The sequence below is a fragment of the Pseudoalteromonas rhizosphaerae genome, from assembly GCF_028885455.1.
GTDB classification, from domain to species: Bacteria; Pseudomonadota; Gammaproteobacteria; order Enterobacterales; family Alteromonadaceae; genus Pseudoalteromonas; species Pseudoalteromonas rhizosphaerae.
This window is the reverse complement of record NZ_CP118496.1, coordinates 1,967,733-1,992,646: the sequence shown is the minus strand read 5'-3', so window position 1 is coordinate 1,992,646 and position 24,914 is coordinate 1,967,733. Positions and strand designations below refer to the sequence as shown.

The 24,914-nt window shown below is 38.9% G+C and carries 22 protein-coding genes; 12 read left to right on the top strand and 10 right to left on the bottom strand.

Translation table 11 applies throughout. The features are described from left to right. Nucleotides 1-4: 4 nt before the first annotated feature. The 3 genes from PVK79_RS23520 to PVK79_RS08505 all read right to left on the bottom strand — a co-directional run bounded on the left by PVK79_RS23520 (nucleotide 5) and on the right by PVK79_RS08505 (nucleotide 3,534). Nucleotides 5-157 carry an RNA polymerase sigma factor gene (locus tag PVK79_RS23520; RefSeq protein WP_425607891.1) on the bottom strand — a complete coding sequence of 51 codons (153 nt, stop codon included), beginning with the start codon at nucleotides 155-157 and terminating at the stop codon, nucleotides 5-7. A gap of 53 nt (nucleotides 158-210) precedes the next feature. Further along, entirely contained in the window at nucleotides 211-522 is a 312-nt protein-coding gene (locus PVK79_RS08510; RefSeq protein WP_257326940.1) for an RNA polymerase sigma factor, read from the bottom strand. A gap of 132 nt (nucleotides 523-654) precedes the next feature. Next, nucleotides 655-3,534, bottom strand: a complete 2,880-nt coding sequence (locus PVK79_RS08505) for an insulinase family protein (protein ID WP_257326939.1) — start codon at nucleotides 3,532-3,534, stop codon at nucleotides 655-657. Between the two features lie 154 nt (nucleotides 3,535-3,688). On the opposite strand from PVK79_RS08505, the gene PVK79_RS08500 reads away from it, so the two are divergent. Next, complete coding sequence (locus PVK79_RS08500) at nucleotides 3,689-4,108, top strand: MAPEG family protein (protein WP_149979989.1); 420 nt, start codon at nucleotides 3,689-3,691, stop codon at nucleotides 4,106-4,108. Nucleotides 4,109-4,158: 50 nt separating this feature from the next. On the opposite strand, the gene PVK79_RS08495 is transcribed toward PVK79_RS08500, so the two are convergent. Beyond that, nucleotides 4,159-4,902 carry a peptidylprolyl isomerase gene (locus PVK79_RS08495; protein ID WP_257326938.1) on the bottom strand — a complete coding sequence of 248 codons (744 nt, stop codon included), beginning with the start codon at nucleotides 4,900-4,902 and terminating at the stop codon, nucleotides 4,159-4,161. Between the two features lie 263 nt (nucleotides 4,903-5,165). Here PVK79_RS08495 and PVK79_RS08490 point away from each other — a divergent pair, with 263 nt between their 5' ends. Then, nucleotides 5,166-5,363 (top strand): hypothetical protein, encoded by a 198-nt coding sequence (locus PVK79_RS08490; protein ID WP_145234351.1) that lies wholly within the window; start codon nucleotides 5,166-5,168, stop codon nucleotides 5,361-5,363. Between the two features lie 77 nt (nucleotides 5,364-5,440). Next, entirely contained in the window at nucleotides 5,441-7,075 is a 1,635-nt protein-coding gene (gene ushA, locus PVK79_RS08485; protein ID WP_257326937.1) for a bifunctional UDP-sugar hydrolase/5'-nucleotidase UshA, read from the top strand. Between the two features lie 78 nt (nucleotides 7,076-7,153). Here the strand turns inward: ushA and PVK79_RS08480 are convergent, their stop codons facing one another. Together PVK79_RS08480 and PVK79_RS08475 are read right to left on the bottom strand one after the other, a co-directional pair. Next, entirely contained in the window at nucleotides 7,154-8,101 is a 948-nt protein-coding gene (locus tag PVK79_RS08480) for a hypothetical protein (RefSeq protein ID WP_257326936.1), read from the bottom strand. After that, a complete protein-coding gene (locus tag PVK79_RS08475; RefSeq protein ID WP_257326935.1) occupies nucleotides 8,094-8,990 on the bottom strand; it encodes a PhnD/SsuA/transferrin family substrate-binding protein in 897 nt (298 codons plus the stop codon). Before PVK79_RS08475 ends, PVK79_RS08480 begins: the two co-directional genes overlap by 8 nt. Nucleotides 8,991-9,211: 221 nt before the next feature. Here PVK79_RS08475 and PVK79_RS08470 point away from each other — a divergent pair, with 221 nt between their 5' ends. The 3 genes from PVK79_RS08470 (at nucleotide 9,212) to PVK79_RS08460 (ending at nucleotide 16,637) form a co-directional block, all read left to right on the top strand. Further along, on the top strand, nucleotides 9,212-10,075 hold the full coding sequence (locus PVK79_RS08470; RefSeq protein ID WP_257326934.1) for a S1/P1 nuclease: 864 nt from the start codon (nucleotides 9,212-9,214) through the stop codon (nucleotides 10,073-10,075). A gap of 31 nt (nucleotides 10,076-10,106) precedes the next feature. Further along, the gene (locus tag PVK79_RS08465; RefSeq protein WP_257326933.1) at nucleotides 10,107-13,286 is read left to right on the top strand and encodes a TonB-dependent receptor; all 3,180 of its coding nucleotides are present in this window, start codon (nucleotides 10,107-10,109) and stop codon (nucleotides 13,284-13,286) included. Between the two features lie 273 nt (nucleotides 13,287-13,559). Then, nucleotides 13,560-16,637 (top strand): outer membrane beta-barrel protein, encoded by a 3,078-nt coding sequence (locus PVK79_RS08460; RefSeq protein WP_182717583.1) that lies wholly within the window; start codon nucleotides 13,560-13,562, stop codon nucleotides 16,635-16,637. 63 nt (nucleotides 16,638-16,700) lie between these two features. Here PVK79_RS08460 and PVK79_RS08455 read toward each other — a convergent pair whose 3' ends face one another. Beyond that, entirely contained in the window at nucleotides 16,701-17,132 is a 432-nt protein-coding gene (locus PVK79_RS08455) for a MarR family winged helix-turn-helix transcriptional regulator (RefSeq protein WP_149979983.1), read from the bottom strand. 129 nt (nucleotides 17,133-17,261) lie between these two features. Here PVK79_RS08455 and hmgA point away from each other — a divergent pair, with 129 nt between their 5' ends. Next, entirely contained in the window at nucleotides 17,262-18,563 is a 1,302-nt protein-coding gene (gene hmgA / locus PVK79_RS08450; RefSeq protein ID WP_257326932.1) for a homogentisate 1,2-dioxygenase, read from the top strand. A gap of 7 nt (nucleotides 18,564-18,570) precedes the next feature. Continuing rightward, nucleotides 18,571-19,200, top strand: coding sequence for a maleylacetoacetate isomerase (maiA, locus tag PVK79_RS08445; protein WP_182717586.1), 630 nt, complete (start codon nucleotides 18,571-18,573; stop codon nucleotides 19,198-19,200). 6 nt (nucleotides 19,201-19,206) lie between these two features. Here maiA and PVK79_RS08440 read toward each other — a convergent pair whose 3' ends face one another. Beyond that, nucleotides 19,207-19,440 carry a TIGR02647 family protein gene (locus PVK79_RS08440; RefSeq protein ID WP_145234371.1) on the bottom strand — a complete coding sequence of 78 codons (234 nt, stop codon included), beginning with the start codon at nucleotides 19,438-19,440 and terminating at the stop codon, nucleotides 19,207-19,209. A 181-nt stretch (nucleotides 19,441-19,621) separates the two neighbouring features. Between PVK79_RS08440 and PVK79_RS08435 the strand changes: the two genes are divergently transcribed. Continuing rightward, nucleotides 19,622-19,924, top strand: a complete 303-nt coding sequence (locus tag PVK79_RS08435; protein WP_182730768.1) for a DUF1496 domain-containing protein — start codon at nucleotides 19,622-19,624, stop codon at nucleotides 19,922-19,924. Nucleotides 19,925-19,989: 65 nt separating this feature from the next. Continuing rightward, nucleotides 19,990-20,256, top strand: a complete 267-nt coding sequence (locus PVK79_RS08430; protein WP_145234376.1) for a VF530 family protein — start codon at nucleotides 19,990-19,992, stop codon at nucleotides 20,254-20,256. A 42-nt stretch (nucleotides 20,257-20,298) separates the two neighbouring features. Here PVK79_RS08430 and PVK79_RS08425 read toward each other — a convergent pair whose 3' ends face one another. Then, complete coding sequence (locus PVK79_RS08425) at nucleotides 20,299-21,924, bottom strand: diacylglycerol kinase family protein (protein ID WP_257326931.1); 1,626 nt, start codon at nucleotides 21,922-21,924, stop codon at nucleotides 20,299-20,301. A 274-nt stretch (nucleotides 21,925-22,198) separates the two neighbouring features. Next, on the bottom strand, nucleotides 22,199-23,200 hold the full coding sequence (locus PVK79_RS08420) for a branched-chain amino acid aminotransferase (protein ID WP_149979978.1): 1,002 nt from the start codon (nucleotides 23,198-23,200) through the stop codon (nucleotides 22,199-22,201). A gap of 362 nt (nucleotides 23,201-23,562) precedes the next feature. Here PVK79_RS08420 and PVK79_RS08415 point away from each other — a divergent pair, with 362 nt between their 5' ends. Together PVK79_RS08415 and PVK79_RS08410 are read left to right on the top strand one after the other, a co-directional pair. Further along, nucleotides 23,563-24,102 (top strand): sigma-70 family RNA polymerase sigma factor, encoded by a 540-nt coding sequence (locus tag PVK79_RS08415; protein ID WP_182730842.1) that lies wholly within the window; start codon nucleotides 23,563-23,565, stop codon nucleotides 24,100-24,102. After that, nucleotides 24,099-24,785: an anti-sigma factor gene (locus tag PVK79_RS08410; protein ID WP_257326930.1), complete on the top strand. Its 687-nt coding sequence runs from the start codon at nucleotides 24,099-24,101 to the stop codon at nucleotides 24,783-24,785. Before PVK79_RS08415 ends, PVK79_RS08410 begins: the two co-directional genes overlap by 4 nt. The last annotated feature ends 129 nt before the right edge of the window (nucleotides 24,786-24,914 follow it).

Genomic DNA, 24,914 nt, shown 5'->3' with positions numbered 1-24,914 from the left:
CCAATTATTCACTCAACCATTTTACCAGCTGTGCTCTCGCTCGGTGTAAACGTGACTTAACAGTGCCAACAGCAACATTTGTTATTAAAGCAATGTCGCTAATTGACATTTGCTCTAAATAAAACAAATAAACACTGAGCCGCTCACTATCTGGCAGGTTATTTATTAATTTTGCTAAATCAATAGATTGCTCATTACAATGTGTAGTATCTATTGATTGTTCATGCTTATCCGCTGAAAACTTTCTATGTACTTATCTTTACGGGTGACATCAACAAACTTGTGGTATACCACTCTAAATAGCCACGCTTTAAACACGCTTGGTTCTTTTAATTTACGAATGTCTTTTGCTACCACAGTCCACGCTTCTTGCGTTATATCCTTTGCTAAGTCTTTCTGTTTACAAAGTTTCATCGCAAATAGAAAACTAGGGTTATACAAATAAGTACATAATGAGTTAAAAGCTGGCTCATCCCCTTGCTGTGCGCTAATTACAGCAAGCGTTATTTGCGTCGAATTCATGCCTCTCCTTAATATCTTTTCTACAAGACGGTTTAGCAATGTAAAAGGTTCGCTGTATTTTTATTTTTTCATAAAAAAAGCCCAAGCAAATCGCTTGGGCTTTAATCTTTTTAAACGCTTCAATGTGCTAAATTACTTTTGCAATTTAATGCCATTAAAGTGTGCTTGTAAGTCTGTTACCAATGTTTGTTTTGGTAAATCTGCAAACGGTTTGTCAGCAAACTTGCTACCACGAAGTTGTACGTTTAAACGCGCAGCTTGTGGGTTTAACATAGTTTGCTGGTAGTAGTCTTTGATATCAGCAAGCGTGACTTTTTCAACTTCAGCGATTAGCTTATCCTTTGAATCAAAATCAAAGTTTTCACGATACCAATCAACAATCAGTGGGCCCATTTCATCGCTAAGATTTTTAGGCTGCTGTTTAAGCGACACTAATACGGCGTTTTTAAGTTGAGCAAACGTTTCTTCGCTCATGTTATCAAGCTCTACTGCATATTGCATTTTGAACTCTTCAAAACGCGCTTGCATGGTTTTTACATCTTTTACTGGGGTTTGAATAAACAAGCCAATCGCTGAGTAATCTTCAATTGGCCGTGCTAAGCCACCAACCGCATATGCTAATTGCTCTTCAGTACGTAACTTGTCAAACGCGACGGTACTAAAGTGACCTTGTAAGACTTGCGCTTGCGCTTTTTGCTTATAGCCAGCAATCGGGTGTACGGTCATATCAATAATAGCAACATCAGCCACATCAATATCTTTTTGCAATACAATCGTTTCACCTGGTTGCGGTAACCACGCTTTACTGCGCGCAAATTCAGTGCTTTTATGCGCCGCTGGTAATACTGCAGCTAACTCTTTAGCAATCGCTTCAACATCTGGTTGGTTATAGTTACCATAAGTGAACACGCGCATTTCGTTATTAGCAAAGGTATGCTGTTTAAGCTGCTCAAAATCAGCAATGGTTAATGCTTTTGCCGTATTGATCAGTGCATCGGTGTCAAAGCTGCCAGTTCGTATTAATTTAGAATACTCACCAAGCGCTTGATAATAAGGAAATTGTTTTTGGGCATTTAATAGATCACGTTGGTAACGATCAAGCGCTTGAGCAAAACCTTGCTCAGTTACTTGCACATCAATATTTGTCAGTGCTTGCGCGAGTAAAATATTTTGCTTATCGGTAAAGCCACTCATTGAAAGGATAAGTCCGTTACTTGCTTCAAGGCCAACACTCATACCTGCCACGGCAGCTTCGGTACTTAGCTTGCTTTGTTGTAAATTAAATAAGTCAGACCATACTGAATAAAGTACTTTAGCTTTGATATCCGTCAGAGCATCTGGGGTATTTAAGTAAATTTCGACCAAACCTTTCGGTTGCTCGGCAAAGTTCTGACTCGCTTGACGCCATACTTTTACGCCATTTTTATCATATACCAGCTTAGGGTGTTTTTGCTCTGCAAATTGTGCCGTTTTAATCGCAAAACTCTCTGGTAATAAACGGTTTACCGTGGGTAATGCTAAGGCAAACTGACTAGGCTTACTCCAGCTGGCAATTTCAGCATCACTGATATCTTCAATGCGGTATTTACCATCGTAAAAATGCAATTGTGAATCGGTTTCTTCTTGCTGTGAGGTATACCAAATACGTAGAGTATCAGCATTGAGTTGCGCAAGTACGTTATTGATCGCAGCTGCATCAAACTTAGCATAATAAAAAGGCGCATTAATAACGTGGTTTAGTGGATAATCTTGCATGCTACCAGTTAAATTACTGACATAGCCAAATTCATCACCTTTTTCTAAAAATTGAAATTCATTATTAAGTGAAGTGCGAATTTCATTAAAGTATTTACTATCTACACCTTCTTTTTTGATCAAATCAATATATTGCATTATTGTTGCAACGATCGTTTCACGGTTTTTCATGCCTTCGTCGGTTAATTGCACATTAACCGTCAGCGCACCGTAATTACCATATTGGGTTGGTGCTGCCCCGGCTGAAAGTTGTGAAACCCAGCCTTTATCACGCAAAATTTGCGCCGGGCTACCTTGCATTTCATTGCTTAATAAGTATGCTACAAAACGGTTAGGTTTAACGGCAAACTCATTGCTGTTATCGGTAATAGTAAAATCAAGTTGTAACTCTTTTACGTCTTCATTTGGCGCGTAGTGAACGCGTTTTCCACCTGCGTTATCAAAATCTAGCTTTGTGGTAACAGTTGGTTTGTCGATCTTTTTATCTTCAATATCAGCGAAGTATTTTTGTGCTTTCGCTTCCATTTCCGCAAGTGGTAGATTTGAAATCATTGCTACTTTCATAATGTTAGAAGAGTAGTATTTATTATAAAAATCAACGGTTTCTTTATGTAGAGAGCTACCTTCTTTATCACCTAATGTTTCAAGATTACCGATTAAAAAACGATTAGCTGGATGATCGCCCATCATTTGTCGGGCAAGCTTAAACTGACCAAAAAAATCCATCTCGCGACGCATTGACCATTCGGCGTTTACTGCGTTTTTTTCTTTATCGGTGTATTCTGGGTAAAGCTTAGGGGATTTAAAAAAGTCAGCAAAACGATCCAATGCTTCATCGTAAGCATCGTTATTTACTTCAAACATGTAATTAGTAATATCTAACCATGTATAAGCATTGTGGGCGCCGCCGTTTTTAGTCATAAAATCAGAGTAACCCTTGGTATCTGGGTAACGATCTGTGCCTAAAAATAGCATATGTTCTAAATAATGCGCCATTCCCTGCTGGCTGATTGGATCATGTAATAAACCAACACCCACACTCAATGAAGCGGCTGATTTTTCAGCAGTTGGATCCGACACTAAAATTACTTCAATCTCATTCGCAAGTTTAAGGGTTTTATATTGACGAGTATCGTTGGGACTTATTACCAGCGTATCTGAAAGTAATGACGTTTGCTGCTGTACCGCTGTGGTGGTAGTGCCGCAGCCACTTAATACTGCTAAAGCAATAGCGCTTAAAGTAATTATTTTTTTCATATTGAGAATGTGATCCATACTTATTTGTTGTTTGAATGATCGGTAAAATTCAAAACGCTTGCAATCATTTTTCTAAATACTTTGTAACACATTGTGAATTATAAAGACAAACTGCTAGGCTTAAAGCTAGGTTATTTATCAAATGAGACTCTTAATGGAAAAATATGTATTACTCGCGATGTTTTCTCAGGTACTACTCACTTTTACGGTAATGGTAGTCATGGGCCGCCGCCGTTTTAGTGCGGCGCGTAACAAAACGATTACTATGCAAGATTTTGCCACTATGCAATTAAATAATGCGGGTGATGATGTACATATTGCCGGTAGAAACTTTATTAATCAGTTTGAAATACCAGTGCTATTTTTTGTAGCCTGTTTAGCTGCTTTACAGCTCAATGCAGCGGGTTATGTATTTATTACTTTAGCCTGGGGTTTTGTGATTTCGCGCGTCATTCACAGTATTATTCATTTAGGCAGCAATAGCGTAAAACCTCGCTATTATAGCTTTTTACTTGGCTGTTTACTGGTTTTAACTATGTGGGTGTTATTAGTAATGCGGGTATTTGCACTCTAAAGCGTTACGTTTGCTATCGGGACACATAACCCGATAGCAAGTATATACCTTTAAGCTGCGCGGCGGCGTTTAAAGCCAAGCAATAATAATGGTAGTAACCAGCTCATACTACCACTTGAGCTATCCCCATCATCAGGCTGAGTTGGAGTCGGATCGTCAATTAGCGTATTTTCTTTTGGAGATAAATTTACTGACGAATTTGGATCATCATCAAGTACCACAACACTATTGATCGACACTAAATTAGCAATAGTCAACGTGGTATCTGCACTTGCACATTGGTCTTTAGTTAGATTAACTACCGGTATTTCACCGCAATGCACTAACGCAGAGATCTTATCAAGCACAGCATAACTATCTGCTGTAATCTGACCAAATACGGTAAAACCGCCATTTTGCTTATCTAAGTTTGCGCTATTATCTTTGAGATTAAAAAACCATTGACTGGTGGCACTATTTTTATCACCGCCGACTTTTGCCATGGCAATCGTGCCTTTTACATTCGATAATTCTGGCTCATTCACAACAGCTGGTGACGTTGTGATCGCTTTAAAATCATCGGTAAAAGTAAAGCCTCCACCTTGAATAATAAAATCCTTGATTGAACGGTGGATCACGGTTTGATTGTACGCATCACTTTGTATATAACTTAAAAAGTTCTCGACCGTTTTCGGAGTCTGTTGATCAAACAAATCAACCTTAATAGCACCTTGTGAAGTTTGCATTTCAACTACAGTTGCATGGCTTGCAAATGAGGTTGCGGTTAACAAACCGCATAGTAATAGTTTTTTCATTATTATATTTATCCTGAAGAATGTTGTGGTTATGTGAATTTAATGCAAATAGTAAAGAACTCTTGTGGATATTACGATAGCAAAATGTACCTTTAAACAAATCAAACCGAATTGATTACATTTAAATTACATGTGGTTACAATGTGTTGTTATTCACTCACGTTATAAATAAATTTTGTTTAAAACGAAATCGTCTTAATAGCCGAGTTTATTTTGTTAGTATTATCTATAACAATAAAACACACACAACAGGATTAACAACTATGTCGTATGAAGAGCAACACATCTGTGATTTTGGTTTACACCAAGGAGAGGCGTACACTAAGTTACCGGCAAGCTTTTTAAACTGGATGGTGGGTAATAACCATGAAAAATCAGCATTAGCAGAACAAGAGTTACAGCGACGTCAATTAGCGGCAACTGGAAAGTTAAATTTCCAAGATGACATTAAAATAGAATAATTACGTTATTTTGCAATAAAACTAGTTTAAACTATGCGCTTAATAAATAGCACAACACTGACAACACGGGTCATATTATGCGCATATTACTTTCATTTTTCCTATTACTAAGCATTACTGCATGTAGTAATCATCAAACCTCCGTTCAACAAGCTGACACAGCAGATATTCACTATCTCACCATTTTACATACCAATGATAATCATGGCCGCTTTTGGCATAACGAAAAAGGTGAATACGGTATGGCTGCACGTAAAACCTTAATCGACCAGTTACGTGCTGATGCGCAGCAACAAGGTCACGCAGTGCTACTTCTATCTGGTGGTGATATAAATACAGGCATTCCAGAATCAGACCTGCAATTTGCAGAGCCTGATTTTAAAGGAATGTCATTAATTGGTTACGATGCGATGGCGATTGGTAATCATGAATTTGATAATCCACTGAGTGTTTTAAAACAACAGCAGCAGTGGGCAAATTTCCCGCTTCTTTCGGCAAATATAATTGATAAAAAAACCGGTAAAAATGCCTTCGAATCCTATAAGATTTTTAACAAACAGGGGCTGAAAATCGCCGTTATTGGTTTGACAACCACAGATACCGCTAAAATAGGCAACCCGCAGTATATCGGCGGCCTTGAATTTCAAGAGCCCGTTGCAGTAACCCAAGCTTTAGCCGATAAAATCAAAGCACAATATCAACCGGATATCACGATTGCAGTAACTCATATGGGTCATTATGTTGATGCGAATTATGGCATAAATGCACCTGGCGATGTTACCCTTGCCCGCTCTTTACCGGCTCATACCCTTGATATGATCATCGGCGGTCACTCACAAGAACCTGTGTGTATGGCAAGCGAAAATAAAAATGACGATAACTTTAAACCCGGTATGACATGTAAACCAGACCAACAAAATGGTACGTGGATAATGCAAGCTCATGAATGGGGTAAATATGTCGGCAAAGCCGAGTTTAAACAAGAAAACGGCGTATTAACCTTATTAGATTATAAATTATTGCCAGTTAACTTATACGTTGATAAAACGCAAGCTGATGGTTCAATTAAGCCTGAGCTTGCCAACGAATACATCAAACCAGACGCTGCCTTAAAAACATTTTTAGCTGATTACCAAGCCAAAGGTGCAAAACAAATTGAAGGTGAAATTGGTTATGTTGATGCAAAGCTTGAAGGCGATCGCAATAAAGTTCGTTATCAACAAACCAACTTATCGCGCGTTATTGTGCAAGCACAAATGAATGTTGTTGGCGCCGATTTTGGTATCATCAGTGGCGGTGGCGTACGTGATAGTATTGCTGCAGGTGCAGTTAGTTATAAAGATATTTTAAAAGTACACCCTTTTAAAAATCGCATCGCGTATATTGATTGGCAAGGCCAAGAGCTTTGGGATTACCTTGAGACTGTAACTAGTTTCCCACCGGATTCTGGTGCTTATTTGCAATACCACAAATTAAGCTTCGAGCGTAACGATAATGCGCTGACTAAAGTGATGATCAACGGCAAAGCTTTGGATAAAAACAAAACCTATCGCATGAGCATTAATAGCTACAATGCATCTGGCGGTGACGGCTACCCGATTCTGATAAATCATAAAGGATTTGTCAGCACTGACGAAACAGATGCACAGGCATTAAAACGCTTCTTTATTGAAAATAGCCCAGTCAAAGCCATTGAATTTGCTCCTAAATAATCAGAGCTTACCTCACACAGTTTAAGTATTAGCAGTGTGAGGTTTTTATTCTGAACTAACTTACTAACTAGGTTAAGGTTATTTGCCTATCACCTCTATATCATCTGCTTTGATATTCGATAAACCATAACTATGTAACCGTGACCGAGAGCCTTCCCCATGTGCCTTAGGTGGGTAATATTTCTCCTTCAGCTGTGAGTGTTCAATAAGTACCTCATCCAATGCAGCCCTAATTTCACTCAAGGTTTTTTCTAGACTGTTAGTAAAATTAGGCCGTTTACGAATAGTATGGCCAAGTTGTGTTAATCGGTAAAAATACTTATTAGCAAGTTCAATTAACTCATCCGGCACATCTTTGTTTTGATTAAGTGTCACGTCCGGATTCTCAACGCAAAACTCGATTAAAGCCAAGTAAAAGCACAGTGGTTTGTTAGCTAAGCCAGCTTTTATCTCAGCGTTATCATTAATAGCCAAAACTTTGGCTTGCAAATCAATCACTAGTTTCACTTGCACATTAATCAGTGGAAGTTGCTCTACTTGTTCTTTTAATGCTAAGTGTTTCAGCGATGTTCGGTTAATAAGTTCAGCCCACTTAGAAAATAAAAAAGCCAATAATAACAATATCATAAAGGTATAAATATCGCTTATATGCCACCAACGCTTCTCAATTAAAAATGTAATCGCAACTTTTTGATCACTTGTTTCAAGATACTCTATCCGACTTTCGCGGCCATTATTTGTTAATGCCAGTGAGACATCATTGATGGTATTAACTTGAATTGGCTGTTGTATCAATTGCATATTCAAACGTTGTAGATAACCAACAATAGCATCATGATTACCCGAGTGTTTCAAAAAACGATTTGATAAGTCTAACCGAGGTAAATCTAGTGCAATTCGGTTTTCAATATCAGCCATTATTAAATCGTTATGTTGCGCCTGCTGCAGATAACTAGAGAGTTTAAACGTCAATAGCGCAGCACTAAAAATAAGCAGTGTCATGCCAAACAAGCGCTTATTATTCATCACGTTGCTCTCCTAAGAATTCAACTTTACCCGCTGAACAATGCCAGTATGGTTCAACATGATTAAAATAAGTCGACACTTGCTGCTTAGATAATTGGATTAATTGAGATTGGATAGCGCACAGCAAATCAGTGTTCTCATGCTGCATTTTAAAGTACCAACGTGTGCCTATTACATTATCGCTGATTGGAGTTATATAATTTTTAGAAAAATGCGCCTGATCTGCTTCCTTCCAAAAAGAGGCTATTAAATCAACCTGTCCATTGGCTAATAACTCCCTAAGCTCATTATGTGAACTGGCGTAAGTAATTTTTAAATTTTCAAGGTTGATCCCTAAATCTTTAAACTTTTGTTTAGGTAGTATATGCCCCGATCGGCTTGTAGGATAATCAAGTAAGCCAATCCGTTTCCCCAAAAAGTATTGCTTGTTAATTTTTGGCTTTTCTTTAGCTGAAATAAAAAACGCAGTATAACTTGGAAAGCCAACCACAGGCTGGTAGTTATAGGTCGATTCAGCTTTGAAGGCTGACATAATGTTGTTTTTTGCTAAAATTAAATCAGCAATACCTTTACCAATAAACTCAATGCTATCGGCAGTACGGTAACCCCATAAAGCGATCACTTCGCCATATTGTTTTGCTACAACGGGATCTTCACACAGGTTTTGTGTTAAAGAACGAGCAACCTTTTGCGACGAGGCATAGACAATTAATTGCGCTTGGTTTTCTGTTGCCCTCGTCTGACAACGACTAGATGTTTCAATTAAAGGCTTCAAGGTCCCCGTTGATGTAACCACACTCAGCTGGCCACTGAGCCAAACCAACAAAAAAAACAGTAACAAAACAGTAACAAAGAAGCTGTGTTGCAAAAGCAGCTGTTTAATTTTCAAAAGTTCAACAATCCAAAACGATTCATCCTCCTATTTGACCAATTTAAATTACTTATTACAACAAGTAATTTTACCCAAAACAGTTAAACTCATGAATTAAAAGAACTATCAATGGGAAATTATGAATTTCTTTGAGTCCTTCCTATTTATCTCAAAATCAGGACAATTCGCGCCATAGAAGAGGCCGCTCTTGCCAAATAAGATCATTGAGGAAAACACAAATGTTACGCAAAATTACACATGGATTTAGTTATCTTTTAGTCGGCGCAGTACTTTTATCATCACAAAATGTATTGGCTTGGGGACAAAATGGCCACAGAATTGTCGGTAAAATTGCCGAAAATCACATTACAGACACAACTAAAGCAGAGCTTAAAGAACTTTTAGAAGGGCAAAGCCTAGCGCAAATTGCTACTTGGGCTGATGAAATGCGCTCTGATCCGAGTCCTTTTTGGCAAAAAAAATCTTCTCGTTGGCATTACATTAACGCACCAAGCAACTCAACTACATTTACTCACAGCCACGATGAAAATTTAAATAAAGATAATGTAAGCAACATTCTTGAAGGGATGTATTTTGCCATCGATACACTACAAAACAAAAACAGCTCAATAGATGCCAAACGTTTTAGCTTACGCTTTCTTGTTCATTTAGTTGGCGATAGCCATCAGCCGTTTCATGCCGGACGTGCAGAAGACAGAGGTGGTAACCGTGTTAACGTTACCTTTTTTGGCCAGCCAACCAACCTGCACTCTTTGTGGGATACTAAATTAATCGAAAATGAGAACCTATCATTCACTGAATTCGCGCAGTTTATTGATACTAATAATGCAGAAATAATTGCTGAGTACCTAGCCAGTTCACCAGAGCAATGGGTAACAGAGTCACACAATTTAGCTGACAAACTATACAAGCTAAATAATGACGAGATTGGCTTTAGCTACATTTACGAAAATACACCGATTATTAAAACTCGCTTACAACAAGCCGGTATTCGATTAGCAGGATTATTAAATGCGTTATTTGATAGTTCAGCAAAACCGTTAGCAAAGGCACTTAAGATGTCAGCTAACACAAACAAGTAATAAACCTTAACTTTCCACGGGAATCAACAAAATGAATAAGCTTCGCCTTTCGAAATTAACCGGGGCTGTGATCCTAGCCTTAGGTGTTTCTACAAGCGTAATGGCAGCAGATACCTCATCAGCTATGCGTGGTAAAATTACTACGCCTTCTGGCACTGCAGCTGCAAATGTAAAAATTAAAGTTATTCACCAACCAACTGGCACTGTAAGCGAATTAACAACTAACGAGAGCGGTACCTTTATTGCCAATGGTTTACGTGTTGGCGGTCCTTACACTGTGTTTATTGATTCAGACCAATTTACCGATACCATGCTTGAAAATATATATTTAGAGCTGGGCGATACATATCGTCTTAATTCTCAGCTTCAAGCAGCTAACATCGAAAAAATTGAAGTATCTGGCTATAAAATTATTCAACAATCTGGTGGTTCAAGCAGTACCTTTGGCGAAGATACAATCAGTAACATGCCAAGCTTTAACCGTGACATTAAAGATATTGCCCGTCTAAACCCTTTAGCAAGTATCAATGGTAATGGCGAGTTAACTTTTGCGGGGAGCAACCCTCGTACTAACGGTCTAACTGTTGATGGTATCGGTCAAAACGATGACTTTGGTTTGAATTTTGGTGGCTATCCGACGTCTCAACCTCCTGTTTCACTTGACGCAATAGAGCAAGTTTCAGTAGACGTATCACCTTTTTCAGCTTCTAAAGGTAACTTTGGTGGCGGTACAATTAACGCCGTAACGAAGTCTGGTACTAATGAATTCAAATTTTCAGGTTTCTATGAAACATCTACACCGGATATGGCCGGCGATGTTCAAACAATTAAAGAAAAAGATTCTGATAAAGCCGGCGGCTATAAAACTTATTCAACAAGTAAGGTAAAACCAATTCAAACAGAACAACGTTTTGGTTTTAATGCCGGTGGTGCAGTCATTAAAGATGAACTATTTTACTTTGTAAACTACGCACAGTGGTCAAGTGAGCAGGATTTAGATTATGGCTTTAAGGATTCTGGTGCTGCAAATGAATTTAAAATAACAGAAGACAGCTACAATCGTTTTATTGCTATTTTAAATGACGAATATGGTTTAACCGATTCATTAGCAGGCGCGCCTGAAGACACCAACAAAAATTTATTAGTTAAACTTAGCTGGAATGCCAGTGATGAGCATCGCCTAGATTTCACATATCAATGGCAAGACGATCAAGCTGAGAAAAATGAGAGTAAAGGTGGAAATAGAGTAGTCTTAAAATCAAATACATATGCATATGTTACTAAGTTTAATAATTTTGCCACTAAACTTTATTCTGATTGGACTGAAGACTTTTCAACAGAGATTGGTATTGCCTATAAAGATGTGACCTCTGACAGTATTACTCGCTCAAACTTAGGTAGCATTACCGTAGAAGAAAATGGCAGAAAGGGCCCTAACTTTAATTTTGGTACTGATAGATATCGCCATGCGAACAAATCTGAAACTGAAAACTTAACACTGACACTTGATGCAACTTATCTAATGGACGAGCATGAAATTAACTTTGGTGCTCAATATGAGTCACTTCGTTTATATAACTTGTTTGCTGAAAACTCATTAGGTACATGGAAATTCACTAGTCTAGAAAATTTTGCTAACCGCGAAGTAGGTGCTTATGACTTCTCTTATCAAAATGCGTACACTAATAATTCAGCAGATACCGCCTATGATGCAACACGTAGTCAATTAGCTTTATATATTGAAGATACCTTTTACTTAAATGATGACTTAGAAGTGACAGCTGGCCTTCGCTATGAGCGCTTATCATCTGATGATAAACCGACTCTTAATGAAAGCTTTCTAAGCACCTATGGTTTTAGTAATCAAGAGAACCTTGATGGTTTAGATATTATTCTACCTCGCGTTGGCTTTAAATATTATGCAACTGAAGCATTAACTATTAACGGTGGAATTGGTCGTTTCCAAGGCGGTATTCCAAATGTCTGGTATAACAACTCATTTCAAAAAGATGGTATTACCCTCGTTTCTGCTCCAAATAGTGTAATAAACGACTACTACCAAAATAACCCAGCAGATATCACTCAGGTCCCTGATGTTATTAAAAATTCGTTAGAGCAAGGCGCAGGAAGTACTGCTTACATTGATCCTGATTTCAAGTTACCTTCAAGTATTCGCGCTCAAGTTGGCTTTGAATATGAATTTGATTCTGAACTATTAGGTAATGGCTTTAAATGGCAGGCCGAAATTGCTTACCACAAAAAAGAAAATGAAGCTGTATGGCATAATACCTCTATCCGTCCTATCGGTTTAGCGGCTGACGGCGAGCGTGTAATTAATGAAACCATCTACAGTGGTGCATTGAAAGATAACGTTGATATTGCAATGACTAATTCAACCGACGATGGTCGCTCTATCATTATCTCTACTGGTATTGCTAAAGAATGGGATAACGGTTTATTTGCCTCGGCAAGTTATGCTCATCAAGATGTTACTGAGTCTTCTGTTGGATCAGCGTCGCAAGCCGAAGGTAACTATAAGCACAATATTACTGCTAATCGTAATCAAGATGTGGCAGCACGTGGCTTTTATGAAGTTGAGCACAGTTTCAAAATTAACTTAGGCTACAATGCTGAATTTATTGCCGGTTATGCGACTAAATTTAATATGTATTTTGAACGCCGTTCTGGTCGTCCATTTAGTTATACAATGAATATGCATAAAGATGCTCACTTAGGCGACACAAGTTCTTTATTTAGTAACAGTGCTTATTTGGCCTATATTCCAACGGGTGCTGATGATGCGAATGTCAATTGGGCTGCTTCTGAAATGAATTGGGCACAATTAGCAGAGCGTTTAGATCGCGCAGGTATCTCTCAACGCGGCGGCATTATCGGTAAAAATACTGGAACGCAGCCTTGGGTTACCACCATGGACATCAGCATTAAACAAGAAATCCCTGGCTTTGCTAACGGCCATAGTGGCGAGCTATACCTTATGATTGATAATTTCGCTAACCTACTTAATAGCGATTGGGGTATAGAAAAAAGCTTGGGCTATTCAGACCAATCTATTTATGATTTTGGTGGTCTTGATGACCAAGGACGCTATATTATTGATAATAGCTTTGGTGGCGCTGATGTAAGAAACTATAGCCAAATAACGAGCTCATCAACATGGCAAGCTAAGATTGGTATCAGCTACAAGTTCTAATTTTTAAAACTCTATGTAAAACCCGCTTTTAGCGGGTTTTTTTATGCATAAAGCACTGGGTTTCATACTTTTGTCATATTTTATGAGTAGATTGACCCATGGGTACTAAATTGCTCGAAAACCGCAGTTTTGTTCTAAACTACTTTTATTACAAATTTATGTGCAATGTAACTTATTTGTAATGAAATAATAGGGTACAATTTAGCTGCTTGGAAAATCCGAGCAAATTAATACCAAAACTAAAAATATTACACCTTACACGGGAAATTAATAATGAAAATTCAACTACGCAAAACAGCACTTTCACTTGCTATCGCAGCTTGTGTTGGCGTAAGTGGCGCAGCGTTTGCAAATGAAACTGCATCATCTGTAAAAGGCCAAATCACAGGTCCAAATGGCAACCCAGCCACTGGTACTCAAATTACTATTATCCACTTACCTTCTGGTTCAACAAAAACAACAACAGTAAATGAACAAGGTAACTTTTCTACAAAAGGTTTACGCGTAGGCGGCCCATATAAAATCATTGTTGATTCTGATAAATATGAAGATACTCAACTTGATGATGTTTATTTAACACTTGGTCAAACTTACCCAGTAACTGTTGCACTTCGCTCGCAACAAATGGAACAAATCGTTGTTAGTGGCGCACCAATTAGCGCTCAATCAGGCAGCACAGGTCCAGCTGCTTATTTCACTTTAGATGATTTAGAAAACAAACCAGCTATTAACCGTGACTTAAAAGATATTATTCGCGCTGATCCACGTATCTATATCGATGAAACAAACGCTGGTGCTATCAATTGTGGCGGTGGTAACCCACGTTTTAACAGCTTAACTGTTGACGGCGTTCGTATGAACGATAACTTTGGCTTAAACTCAAGTGGTTACCCTACTGAAAGAATGCCTTTCTCGTTTGATTCAATTGCACAAGTTGCAGTAGAACTTGCACCATTTGATGTTCAATATGGTGGTTTTACTTCATGTAACATTAACGCCGTAACAAAGTCAGGTACCAACGAAATCACTGGTGGTTTCTTCTATGATTATACCAATGACTCAATGTCAGGTGACTCAATTGAAGGCGAGAAACAAGAGCTTGGTGATTACTCAGAAAAACGTTACGGCTTTAACGTAGGCCTTCCTCTTATTGAAGATAAGCTATTCTTATTCACTTCTTATGAGAAGCTTGAAGGCGCTGAGATTTTCGAATATACGCCATTTGTAAACAAAAGAATTGACCAAGCAACTATAGATCATATTACCCAAATCGCTAAAGACACGTATAACTATGATCCAGGTACTATGATACCTAGCATGCCCGTTGAAGATGAAAAAATCTTAGTTAAACTAGATTGGAACATAAACGACGAACATCGTGCAAGCTTTGTATATAACTACAATGATGGCTTCTCAATCGCTCAATCGGATGGTGGTTCAAGCAGATTATCTCTGTCTAATCATTTTTACGAACGTGGCGCAAAACTTGAGTCATATGTAACGTCATTATACTCAGATTGGACTAATGATTTCTCAACTGAAGTACGTGTAGGCTATTCAAAACTTGATAACCGTCAAAATTCACTTGATGCAGCATCTGGTTTTGGTGAATTTAATGTGTTTACTGGAAGTGTTAATGTTTACTTAGGTCCAGATGATTCTCGCCAATCAAACGTATTAAGTTATGATAATTTATCACTCAAATTAGGTGGTACATATTACCTTGAAGACCATGAGCTATCATTTGGCTATGAGCGTGAAGAACTCGATGTATATAATTTATTTGTAGCGCATTCGGAAGGGGAATATCAATTCTTTTCAATTAAGGATTTTGAAGAAGGTCTAGCTCGCGTTTATTACGGCAATGCCGAAAGTCAAAACCCTGACGATGCAGCAGGTGAATTTAAGTACGCATTAAATACGTTATACTTCCAAGACAAATTTGATCTAATTGATTATGATGTAACATTTACTGCAGGCCTTCGTTATGATTGGTATACAAGTAACGATAAACCTACCCATAATCAAAACTTTGAAGACCGTTATGGCTATTCGAATAGCCAAAACCTTGATGGGGTTGACTTACTTCAACCACGCTTAGGTGTTAACTGGATATATAATGATCAGTTAGAATTGCGCGGCGGTATTGGCTTATATTCAGGTGGTAACCCTAACGTATGGATTTCTAACAGCTATTCAAACGATGGTGTTCGTAATGTCCAAGTTAATCAAAAAAATATGCAAATCCTTGGTCCGGATGCTGTCGCATTCAATGGCACAGGTCAACCTGGTTACGATATTCCACAAGGCTTATATGATAAAGTAGGTCAAGGTGGCGCAGATGCTCCAGTAAATGTGACAGATCCTAACTTTGAGATTCCATCAGAATGGAAATTCTCACTAGGTGGTACTTATATCACTGAAAGCGATTATGTGTTTAATGTTGATTATCTTTATACCGATAAGCAAGACTCAGCCATTGTTAAAAACATATCGTATAACAAAACTGGCACAGCACCAGATGGTCGCCCTATTTATAATGGTGGTTCTGACTTCTTGCTAACCAATGTTAAAGGTGATGATGCTTACTCGCATATTCTGTCTCTTGCAATGAATAAGTCATTTGATAATGGCATTGACTTTGCTCTTTCTTATGCATATACAGTGTCTAAAGATGTTAACCCGATGACTAGCTCTGTAGCATTTTCTAACTATCATTACGTTGCGGTGTCTGATTCTGAAAACCCAGGTGTGGCAACATCTAACTATGAAATTCCGCACCGCTTTACAATGAGTTTAGCGTATAGCCATGAGTTATTTGATGGTTACGAGACTAAGTTCAACTTATTTGGTCAAGCTCAACAAACCACGCCGTATTCTTATGGTTTTGATGACAACAATAACTATGCTCTTGGATATAATGGTGCTGCGCGGCAATTATTATATGTACCAACACTTGACGACAGCCAAGTTGTGTATGGTGCTGACTTTGATCAAGCAGCCTTTAATGAGTGGGTTGAAAGCGAAGGCCTAACTCGCGGTAAAATCAATAACCGTAATAGTATTGATGGTGATTGGTGGGTTACGTTCGATTTCAAAGTTGAGCAAGAATTTATGGGCTTTACTGATGATCAAAAAGGCTCAGCATACTTTGTTATCAAAAACATCGGTAACATGCTAAATGACGATTGGGGCGTGCTGAAAAGCGGCAGTGCATTACAAAGTGCTGTAACGACTGAAATTGTTAATGGTCAATACGTTTACACCAGCTTTAATGATCCAGCAGGTGCAAGTGTGGAAACTAAGCCGTCACTTTGGGAAATGCGTGTAGGTGTTAAATACACATTCTAATTTGCTAAGGTAACTTACAAATTAAATTAATTTTAAAGCCCATCTTTTGATGGGCTTTTTGTTTTATTCATCTAATTTACTAGTTAACTTATCTAAACAACTAAGCAAGGTTTGATACTCGGCTTGAGTTAAAACATCCAACAGATTCTTCTCCCACGCTAAAGCAGCTGGGGCTAATTGCTGATACAAGCCCAACCCTTGCTCACTCAACGCTAACAAGCTGGCGCGTTTATCTGCTGGATCGATTAAGCTCACTACATAGTGTTTATCTATCAATGCCTTAATAGCCCGCGATACCGTGGATTTATCCATTGCTGCTTGCTCGCACAATGCTTTCGCGTTGCTTTGTCCAAACTGGGCTAAATTAAACAAAATACGCCACTGAGGAATGCTTAAATCACTTTGTTGTTGATACACGGGTGCAAACTGTTCACTCATTTTACTGGCTAAGTTAGCCAGACGATAAGGTAAAAATGTCTCTAAATCGAGAGCCATAACGGCTATGTCCTCTTAATTTACAATCATGTTTAAGTGTCCATAAATATGTACAGTGACAAAAAGCACGATGTTTGAATTTATTCTCACTTGAGAGTATCTTACAGTAAAACATAAAGGAGTCGAGTGATGACCAGCGAATTAAAATATATGACAGGATTTGGCAATGAGTTTGAAACCGAAGCTCTGCCTGGCGCATTGCCTATTGGGCAGTTTAGCCCGCAAAAAGTAAAATACGATTTATACGCTGAACAATTTAGTACCACCGCATTTACCGCGCCGCGTGCTGATAACCGCCGCACTTGGATGTACCGTATTCGCCCATCGGTTGTCCAAAGTGATTACAGCGCAATTGATAGCGGTTTAATTCGCACCGCCCCAATTACCGAAGTCCCGACTCCACCTACTATGCTTCGTTGGGATCCAATTGATATTCCAACCACGCCAACCGATTTCATTGATGGTTTGATCACTATGGCTGCAAACGGCAGCGCCAATGGCCAAACAGGAATTGGCATCCATGTTTATGTAGCGAATAAATCAATGACTGATCGTTATTTTTATAATGCCGACGGCGAAATGTTATTTGTGCCGCAGCAAGGTCAGTTACTGCTGAAAACAGAATGTGGTAATTTAACGATTAAAGCGGGTGAAATCGCAGTGATCCCGCGTGGCATTAAATTCCAAGTCGTTTTGCTCTCTGATACTGCTCGTGGTTATATCTGTGAAAATTATGGTCATGCTTATGTGTTAGCTGAGCGCGGCCCAGTGGGAGCCAACGGCTACGCTAACGACCGTGATTTTCAATACCCTGTTGCTGCCTTTGAAGATAAAGAAGGTGAGTTTGAGTTGGTTGCTAAGTTCAACGGTAATATGTTCCGCTGTGATATAGGCCACTCCCCTTTAGATGTTGTAGCCTGGACGGGCAACAGTGCACCCTATAAATATGATTTAGCACGTTTTAATGTAATGAATACAGTGAGCTTTGATCATCCGGATCCGTCTATTTTCACAGTACTGACATCCCCATCAGGCACAGAAGGCGTTGCTAATATTGATTTTGCAATTTTTCCTCCACGCTGGATGGTGGCAGAAAACACTTTTCGCCCACCCTATTATCACCGCAATATTATGAGTGAATTTATGGGCTTAATTGAAGGCGTGTACGACGCCAAAGAGCACGGTTTTGTACCAGGAGGCATGAGTTTACATAATTGTATGTCACCGCATGGCCCAGAAGCTGATGTATTTGAAAAGGCCTCTAACGCAGAGCTTGAACCGCAACGCTACGAAAATACCCTCGCGTTTATGTTTGAATCACGTTACGTTATTTCACCAACAAAATACGCATTAGAAGGCAAAGAGCGCCAACCTAACTACACTGACTGCTGGCGTACTATTAAAAAACACTACAGTGGCCCACAAGGATAATTGAACCATGAAACTTTATACATATTTTCGTTCATCTGCCGCATATCGCGTGCGTATTGCGCTTAATTTAAAAAATATTCAGCATGAGTTAGTAACTGTTAACTTACTAAAATCTGAGCAACAAGCACCTGAATACCTAGATAAAAACCCGCAAGGGTTATTACCTGCGCTGGAAACCAATGACGGTGTACTCGCACAATCGATGGCAATTTTAGAATACCTTGAAGAAACACACCCCGACACACCACTATTATTTGGTGATGCCTGGCAAAAAGCCCAGATCCGTAATTTATGTTATGCCATTGCCTGCGATATTCATCCTATTGATAACCTACGGGTACTGAAATATTTAAGCGGTGAACTTGGTGCTGACGATGCAATCAAAAATACCTGGTATCGTCATTGGGTAGAGGTTGGTTTTGAAAAAATTGAACAGCTACTTGATCATACAAATGAATATTGTGTGGGTGATAAACCTAGCCTTGCTGATGTGTGTTTAGTGCCGCAAGTATTTAATGCTTATCGTTTTAACGTTGATATGACTGCGTATCCGAAAATAGCAGCCATTTATGAACGTTGTAACAAGCTTGATGCATTTATTGATGCTGCACCACAAAACCAACCGGATGCAGCCTGATATTTTTTAATTACCCAACGCACTGTGTAGCACGGTTACGTGCTCTATCAGATCTAAGCCCAGATCGGTTAAGTAACCGCCATCTGGGCTATCTATAATACCTTTATCAAACAATCGTTGTGCTGCGCTTAATAAGCTTTCATCAGCATCGCTATGTAACTTAATACCTTGCATTTTACTGGTTAATGGAAATTTTGCTAACAGTGTAAATTCGTCAATCATCGTTTGTTTAAATTGCATGTGCTCACCTTGTCTTTAGAAAATTATTTTTGTGGATTTTACCCTAACACATTTTATGGCCAAGTCACCCTAAAACCCTAAGTGGGCTGGTTTAAACGCATTTAATTGCAACTGAAACTAGTATTTTGGGATAACTTAGGTATAAGCTTAGTGTAGTTATTTTTTAATGCAAAGGCTAAATATGCGAATTATAACGATTATAGGCATCTGTTTTATCAGTGTAATTTACTCGGCTAATAGTTTCAGTAATAATCAAAAACCAGCCTTGTTTCTTGACGCAAAAAATATAGTTAGCGAGCAACAACTCTGTTGGTTTGAAGATCAACGCTACAGCGAAGGTGCGATTATTATAATGGCTAATGTGCGGGTGATTTGTGCAGCAAAAAACCCTCATCACAATAATAGCGCGTTAAATTGGTTAATGCTCAACGAGCAAAATGAAATTATTTACCCAACCGCTCCTAAAACAATTCGCGTTAATTAATAGAATTGGTATCAACGCACAGTTACGTTACAATAGCAGCGACTTTTATCAAGCAATAGTGAATTATGAATCAGCAAGCAAACAACCCGTTACATGGCATTACACTCGAACAAATAGTAGTAAAACTCGAGCAAACACTTGGCTGGAAAGCGATGGGTGAGCATGTTGATATTCGCTGTTTTAAATCAGACCCAAGTGTAAAATCGAGCCTAAAATTTTTACGTAAAACACCTTGGGCTCGTACCAAGGTCGAGCAGTTATACCTCGATAACTGTGTCGATGCACAACCGCAAAACAGTGGCTTTGTGTGGCCTAGTATTAAAAAGAAGTAACAGCCATTGCGCGTTATAGCTTATAACGCGCAACAAGTTCAGTTACTCGACCTGCTCTGCACAGATCACCGCCAGTGATTGCGGAGTAATTTCAATGATCAATTTATCAGCACTTTTAACTTCACCATCAAGTACATATTTTATTTCCTGAGTCGCCGATATTGCAACGCGGCGCGCATTGGTATGATGTGAATTAATCGCAAAATGTGCTTGGGTAATACTGCTAAATACCAGCTCAGCAATACTTAATACATTGGCTGATGCGTCTTGGTTTGGAGTAAGCCAATTAACATCGAGCAAGCCATCATAGTGATCAGGCTGTCCCCCACCTTGCGCTAGTAAAGTAGTAAAAGGTGCAGCATTAGCGACAATTAAACTATTGGTATGTATTTGCTGCGGCTCGTTATCATCTAGCTGTACTGTGAAATCTTGGGCTTTTTGTTCGCCTAAAGCTTGCCAGAAGCCCTGTAAATATGCGAACTGACCAAGCTCGTTTTTAGTATCCCGATCGGCTTTTTCAATCATGTGTTGTTCAAAGCCAATCCCTGCTAACAGCAGCATTAACTCACCATTGCAATATGCTGTATCCATTTGCTTGGTTTGCCCTTCAATAATCAAATCACATGCTACTTCCACAGGGATCAACTTTGACTTAATTCCCATTAAAACATGTGCTAGAGCATTGGCTGTGCCAAATGGGATAATACCTAATTTACAGTCTGTGTTTACCAAAACACTTGCCACTTCTGCCACTGTGCCATCGCCGCCGCAGGCGATGATCATATCTGGCTTATCAGCTATCGCTTGTTTGGCCAACACAATCCCATTTTTCTCGACTGATGTGATCATCACTTTTAAGTCATAATAAGCAGATAAACGCGCAACAATTAAATGCTCTTTTTGCTGCCATAACTTAGTGCCGGAAACTGGATTGGCAATTAATACCGCTTTATTTTTGATTAATAACTCACCCTTTCTATGGCGTTTAACTAGTTGACGCAGTTGGTGTTTATTTAAATTAGCGGTTTCGCGTGTTTCTTTTATTTGCGCAAGCACTTGATGTACATCAGCCTCCTTATTTTGACTGAGTAAATAAGCCGCCATCACAAACACCGATCGACCACGACCCAACGCGCAATGCACCACCACTCGACGATTATCTTTAATATGATGGGCAATCCAGTTAATCGCTTGATTAAGCTGCGAACGTGTTGGGACTCGATGATCAAGCACTGGGATATTTAAATAGTTTATGTTTTCTTGTGTTGATGACCATTCAAGTCCATCAAATTCACAGGTTACATCTAAAATCGCGGTAATACCGTTATCTTTTAAAGTATCTATATCTGAAGGGAATAACCGACAGGCTAAAAATAAGTGTTCGTTAATTTGTTGTAATGGCGGTACTTTATCGTGCTTTCGGCTCCACGCGTTATAAACTTGTGCCCCCAATAAAAAAGGTATGAAAGCCCAACGAATGTAAAACGGGATAACACCGTTTTCTCGTTTACGAAAAATTTTTGCAATATTAAAAAAATAGGCACCGCTTACCAGTAATAAAGATAAAGCCGTCCAATAGAATAGCAGCGAAAAATAGCTAGGGCTAACCTGCCACCCCATAATGATAAATACAATTGCCAATAATAAGTAACTTATTGCGGCCCACATAAACGCTCCTTTTGTCGTTAGTTATACCCAAATAGAAATGCAATCTATGCGCCACTAAAAAAATCAAATGGAAATAAATATTCATATATATTTCATAGTATTAAGATATCAGCTGATTAGTTTCGTGATACTTGCTGTGTATACATACGTTATTTTTACACACCTGTGCAGCTAACTTACACAGTTGAAAGTATAGATTATTAAATAACTTAGACCATAAAAAAGCCTAGGTTATAAATAACCTAGGCTTTTTATAAAAACATATCGTTTAACTTTACACGTCGATTTTGGTTAACCAGCCATGGGTGTCTGGTGCTTTACCCCATTGAATATCGTTAAGGGCTTGGCGCAAACGCATTGTCGTTGGCCCTGCTTCACCACTGCCCACTTTGTATTCTTTATCATTATGAATAAAAGTACCCACTGGGGTTAATACCGCAGCAGTGCCAGATAAAGCAGCTTCAGTACCCGGTTTTGCAGCACGCTCAAGTAATTCAGTGACTGTAAAATTGCGCTCGGATACTGTCATACCTAAATCTTTAGCTATGGTTAAAATACTGCTGCGCGTCACGCCATGTAAAAAGGTGCTATCTAGCGCTTTAGTAATAATTTCATTACCATCAATTAAAATAAAGTTTGCGGCACCAGTTTCTTGTACATCACCGCCTGGGCAGAATAGAATTTGGTCGGCTTGATGTTGCAAGCGTGCTGCCGTAATGGGTGCTAATGCGCTAGCGTAGTTACCACCGCTTTTGATCATACCCATGTGTGGGGCACAGCGCATACCATCTTCTTCTAACAATACTCGCAGCGCAGTCGCGCCACCAGCAAAGTAATCACCAACAGGTGATAATAGCACATACAATAATGAACTTAATGACGGCACAGCCGCTTTACCAATTGCAGCTTCAGTACCGATATGAGTTGGACGAATATACATAGAGCCCGGTGGTAACGGCGTTTCATCAGCATATTGGCGAACAATATCAATGATCATTTTTTCAAGCATGGCTCCATCAACTTCAGGTAAACTTAATAAATGCGAGCTTTGTTTCATGCGGGCAATGTTAGCGTCCATACGGAAAATATAAACTGAGCCGTCTTCATGGCGAAATGCTTTTAACCCCTCAAAACATGTACTTGAATAGTGAAGAACATGTGCACCAGCATGAAGTTCAATTTTATCTGACGGAACAACAGAGCTTTCGCTCCAAGCGTTATCAGTAAAACGTGCTTGAATCATCTGCGGCATAAATACGGTACCGAATGCGGCCATTTTAATCTCTCTTATGTGGTCTACTTTTACCCCATTGTATGACATTCATGCACCGTTTAACCATAACTAAAACAAGGCATTTATTGTAAGCAACGGGATTTTTTTGCAATTTGGTAAAATTTCAATTTTGTCAGCCATATTGTTTTACTTAAAAGAGTCATTAATCACTTCAAAACTTCGATTGTAAAACCTTGCTACCAAATAGCCGACGGAGCTTCTCAACTTGATAAGCCGTATTTTGCTGCTAGGCTAACTGGTGGAAAAGCATGAAAATAATAGTAAGCACCCATCATTTAGTTGGTTTTTTGCATCCAATTTACATCCTGAAACGTTTACCAACTGACAATAAAAATAGGAACTTTATGGAAACCGACGAATTATTACCTCTACTAAGTGCAACCGCACAGGGCAATAAACAGGCATTTGCTAAATTGTATAATGCCACAAGTGCAAAGCTGTTTGCGATCAGCTTAAAAATGTTAAGCAATCGTGCACATGCTGAAGAAGCGCTACAAGATGCATTTGTGAAAATTTGGCACAATGCATCTGATTATCAAGTAACTAAAGGCACTGTCATCAGCTGGATGATCAGCATTGTTCGTTATCGTAGCTTAGACTCTTTGCGCTATCATAAAGTCCGTAAAGAGCAAGCCCTAGATGACGACTCAGCAATCTCAGATGATTTAACTGACTCACCTTTAGCTATTGATTACGAAGATAAAAGTAAACTCGTTGATTGTATAGAGCAACTAGATGAACAGCAAAAACAGGCGATCCACTTAGCCTACTACAAAGGCTTGACTCACCGTGAGTTAGTTGATCATATTGATACTCCGCTTGGCACAGTAAAAAGCTGGATCAGACGCGGCCTGCAACAGTTGCAAAGGTGCTTAACGTTATGAATTATGACAATCAAAAACTCATCGATATGTTGGCGGCTGAATACGTGTTAGGAACATTAAAAGGCTCTGCTCGCAAACGCTTTCAACGTTTGATGCTCTCATCAAATCGTGTTCGAGAGGCGACCTGGATGTGGGAGCAACATTTAAATAATTTAGCCAGCTCAATTAAATCTGTGCCGCCAGATAGCCATGTTTGGGAAGCAATTTCACAACGTATTGACCCACAGCAAGTAGTATCGAACAATGTTATTCAACCTAAAACTGGTATTTGGCAAGCGTGGTCGTTAATTGCTACCGCAGCCTGTGTAGTATTAGCTTTGATTATTTGGCAGCCACAAACGCCTGTAGGGCAAAACACTCAGCAAATTGCACTGTTTAAAGATGCCAGCGAAAAACCATTATGGTTTATTGATATCAACGAGCAAGGCTTATCAATAAAAGCCAGCGAGCAGCTTACGGCAAGGACGGATAAAGATTATGAGCTGTGGATGATTTTAAAAGGGCAAGATATACCAATATCATTAGGGCTACTTCCTAAAGATGGCGTTAAATCAATATTGAAAGACCCACGTTTTAACGCGCAAGATATTGCCCTGTTAGCAATTAGTATAGAGCCAATAGGTGGCTCACCAAACGGCTTACCTAGCGAAGTACTTTACACTACTGAATTAATTTTATTGTAGTAAAACAATAAAAGATAGTTGAAAACCAGCGCAAGCTGGTTTTTTATTGTTTTAAAATCAAAACAATACAAATAAAAAGACATTTTATTAACTTTATTTACGTTTCTTTGCATCTAATTACGACCACCA

Coding starts and splice junctions, on each gene's coding strand:
- PVK79_RS08510 (WP_257326940.1), bottom strand. CDS start 522: ATGAATTCGACGCAAATAACGCTTGCTGTAATTAGCGCACAGCAAGGG.
- PVK79_RS08505 (WP_257326939.1), bottom strand. CDS start 3,534: ATGAAAAAAATAATTACTTTAAGCGCTATTGCTTTAGCAGTATTAAGT.
- PVK79_RS08500 (WP_149979989.1), top strand. CDS start 3,689: ATGGAAAAATATGTATTACTCGCGATGTTTTCTCAGGTACTACTCACT.
- PVK79_RS08495 (WP_257326938.1), bottom strand. CDS start 4,902: ATGAAAAAACTATTACTATGCGGTTTGTTAACCGCAACCTCATTTGCA.
- PVK79_RS08490 (WP_145234351.1), top strand. CDS start 5,166: ATGTCGTATGAAGAGCAACACATCTGTGATTTTGGTTTACACCAAGGA.
- ushA (WP_257326937.1), top strand. CDS start 5,441: ATGCGCATATTACTTTCATTTTTCCTATTACTAAGCATTACTGCATGT.
- PVK79_RS08480 (WP_257326936.1), bottom strand. CDS start 8,101: ATGAATAATAAGCGCTTGTTTGGCATGACACTGCTTATTTTTAGTGCT.
- PVK79_RS08470 (WP_257326934.1), top strand. CDS start 9,212: ATGTTACGCAAAATTACACATGGATTTAGTTATCTTTTAGTCGGCGCA.
- PVK79_RS08465 (WP_257326933.1), top strand. CDS start 10,107: ATGAATAAGCTTCGCCTTTCGAAATTAACCGGGGCTGTGATCCTAGCC.
- PVK79_RS08460 (WP_182717583.1), top strand. CDS start 13,560: ATGAAAATTCAACTACGCAAAACAGCACTTTCACTTGCTATCGCAGCT.
- PVK79_RS08455 (WP_149979983.1), bottom strand. CDS start 17,132: ATGGCTCTCGATTTAGAGACATTTTTACCTTATCGTCTGGCTAACTTA.
- hmgA (WP_257326932.1), top strand. CDS start 17,262: ATGACCAGCGAATTAAAATATATGACAGGATTTGGCAATGAGTTTGAA.
- maiA (WP_182717586.1), top strand. CDS start 18,571: ATGAAACTTTATACATATTTTCGTTCATCTGCCGCATATCGCGTGCGT.
- PVK79_RS08440 (WP_145234371.1), bottom strand. CDS start 19,440: ATGCAATTTAAACAAACGATGATTGACGAATTTACACTGTTAGCAAAA.
- PVK79_RS08435 (WP_182730768.1), top strand. CDS start 19,622: ATGCGAATTATAACGATTATAGGCATCTGTTTTATCAGTGTAATTTAC.
- PVK79_RS08430 (WP_145234376.1), top strand. CDS start 19,990: ATGAATCAGCAAGCAAACAACCCGTTACATGGCATTACACTCGAACAA.
- PVK79_RS08425 (WP_257326931.1), bottom strand. CDS start 21,924: ATGTGGGCCGCAATAAGTTACTTATTATTGGCAATTGTATTTATCATT.
- PVK79_RS08420 (WP_149979978.1), bottom strand. CDS start 23,200: ATGGCCGCATTCGGTACCGTATTTATGCCGCAGATGATTCAAGCACGT.
- PVK79_RS08415 (WP_182730842.1), top strand. CDS start 23,563: ATGGAAACCGACGAATTATTACCTCTACTAAGTGCAACCGCACAGGGC.
- PVK79_RS08410 (WP_257326930.1), top strand. CDS start 24,099: ATGAATTATGACAATCAAAAACTCATCGATATGTTGGCGGCTGAATAC.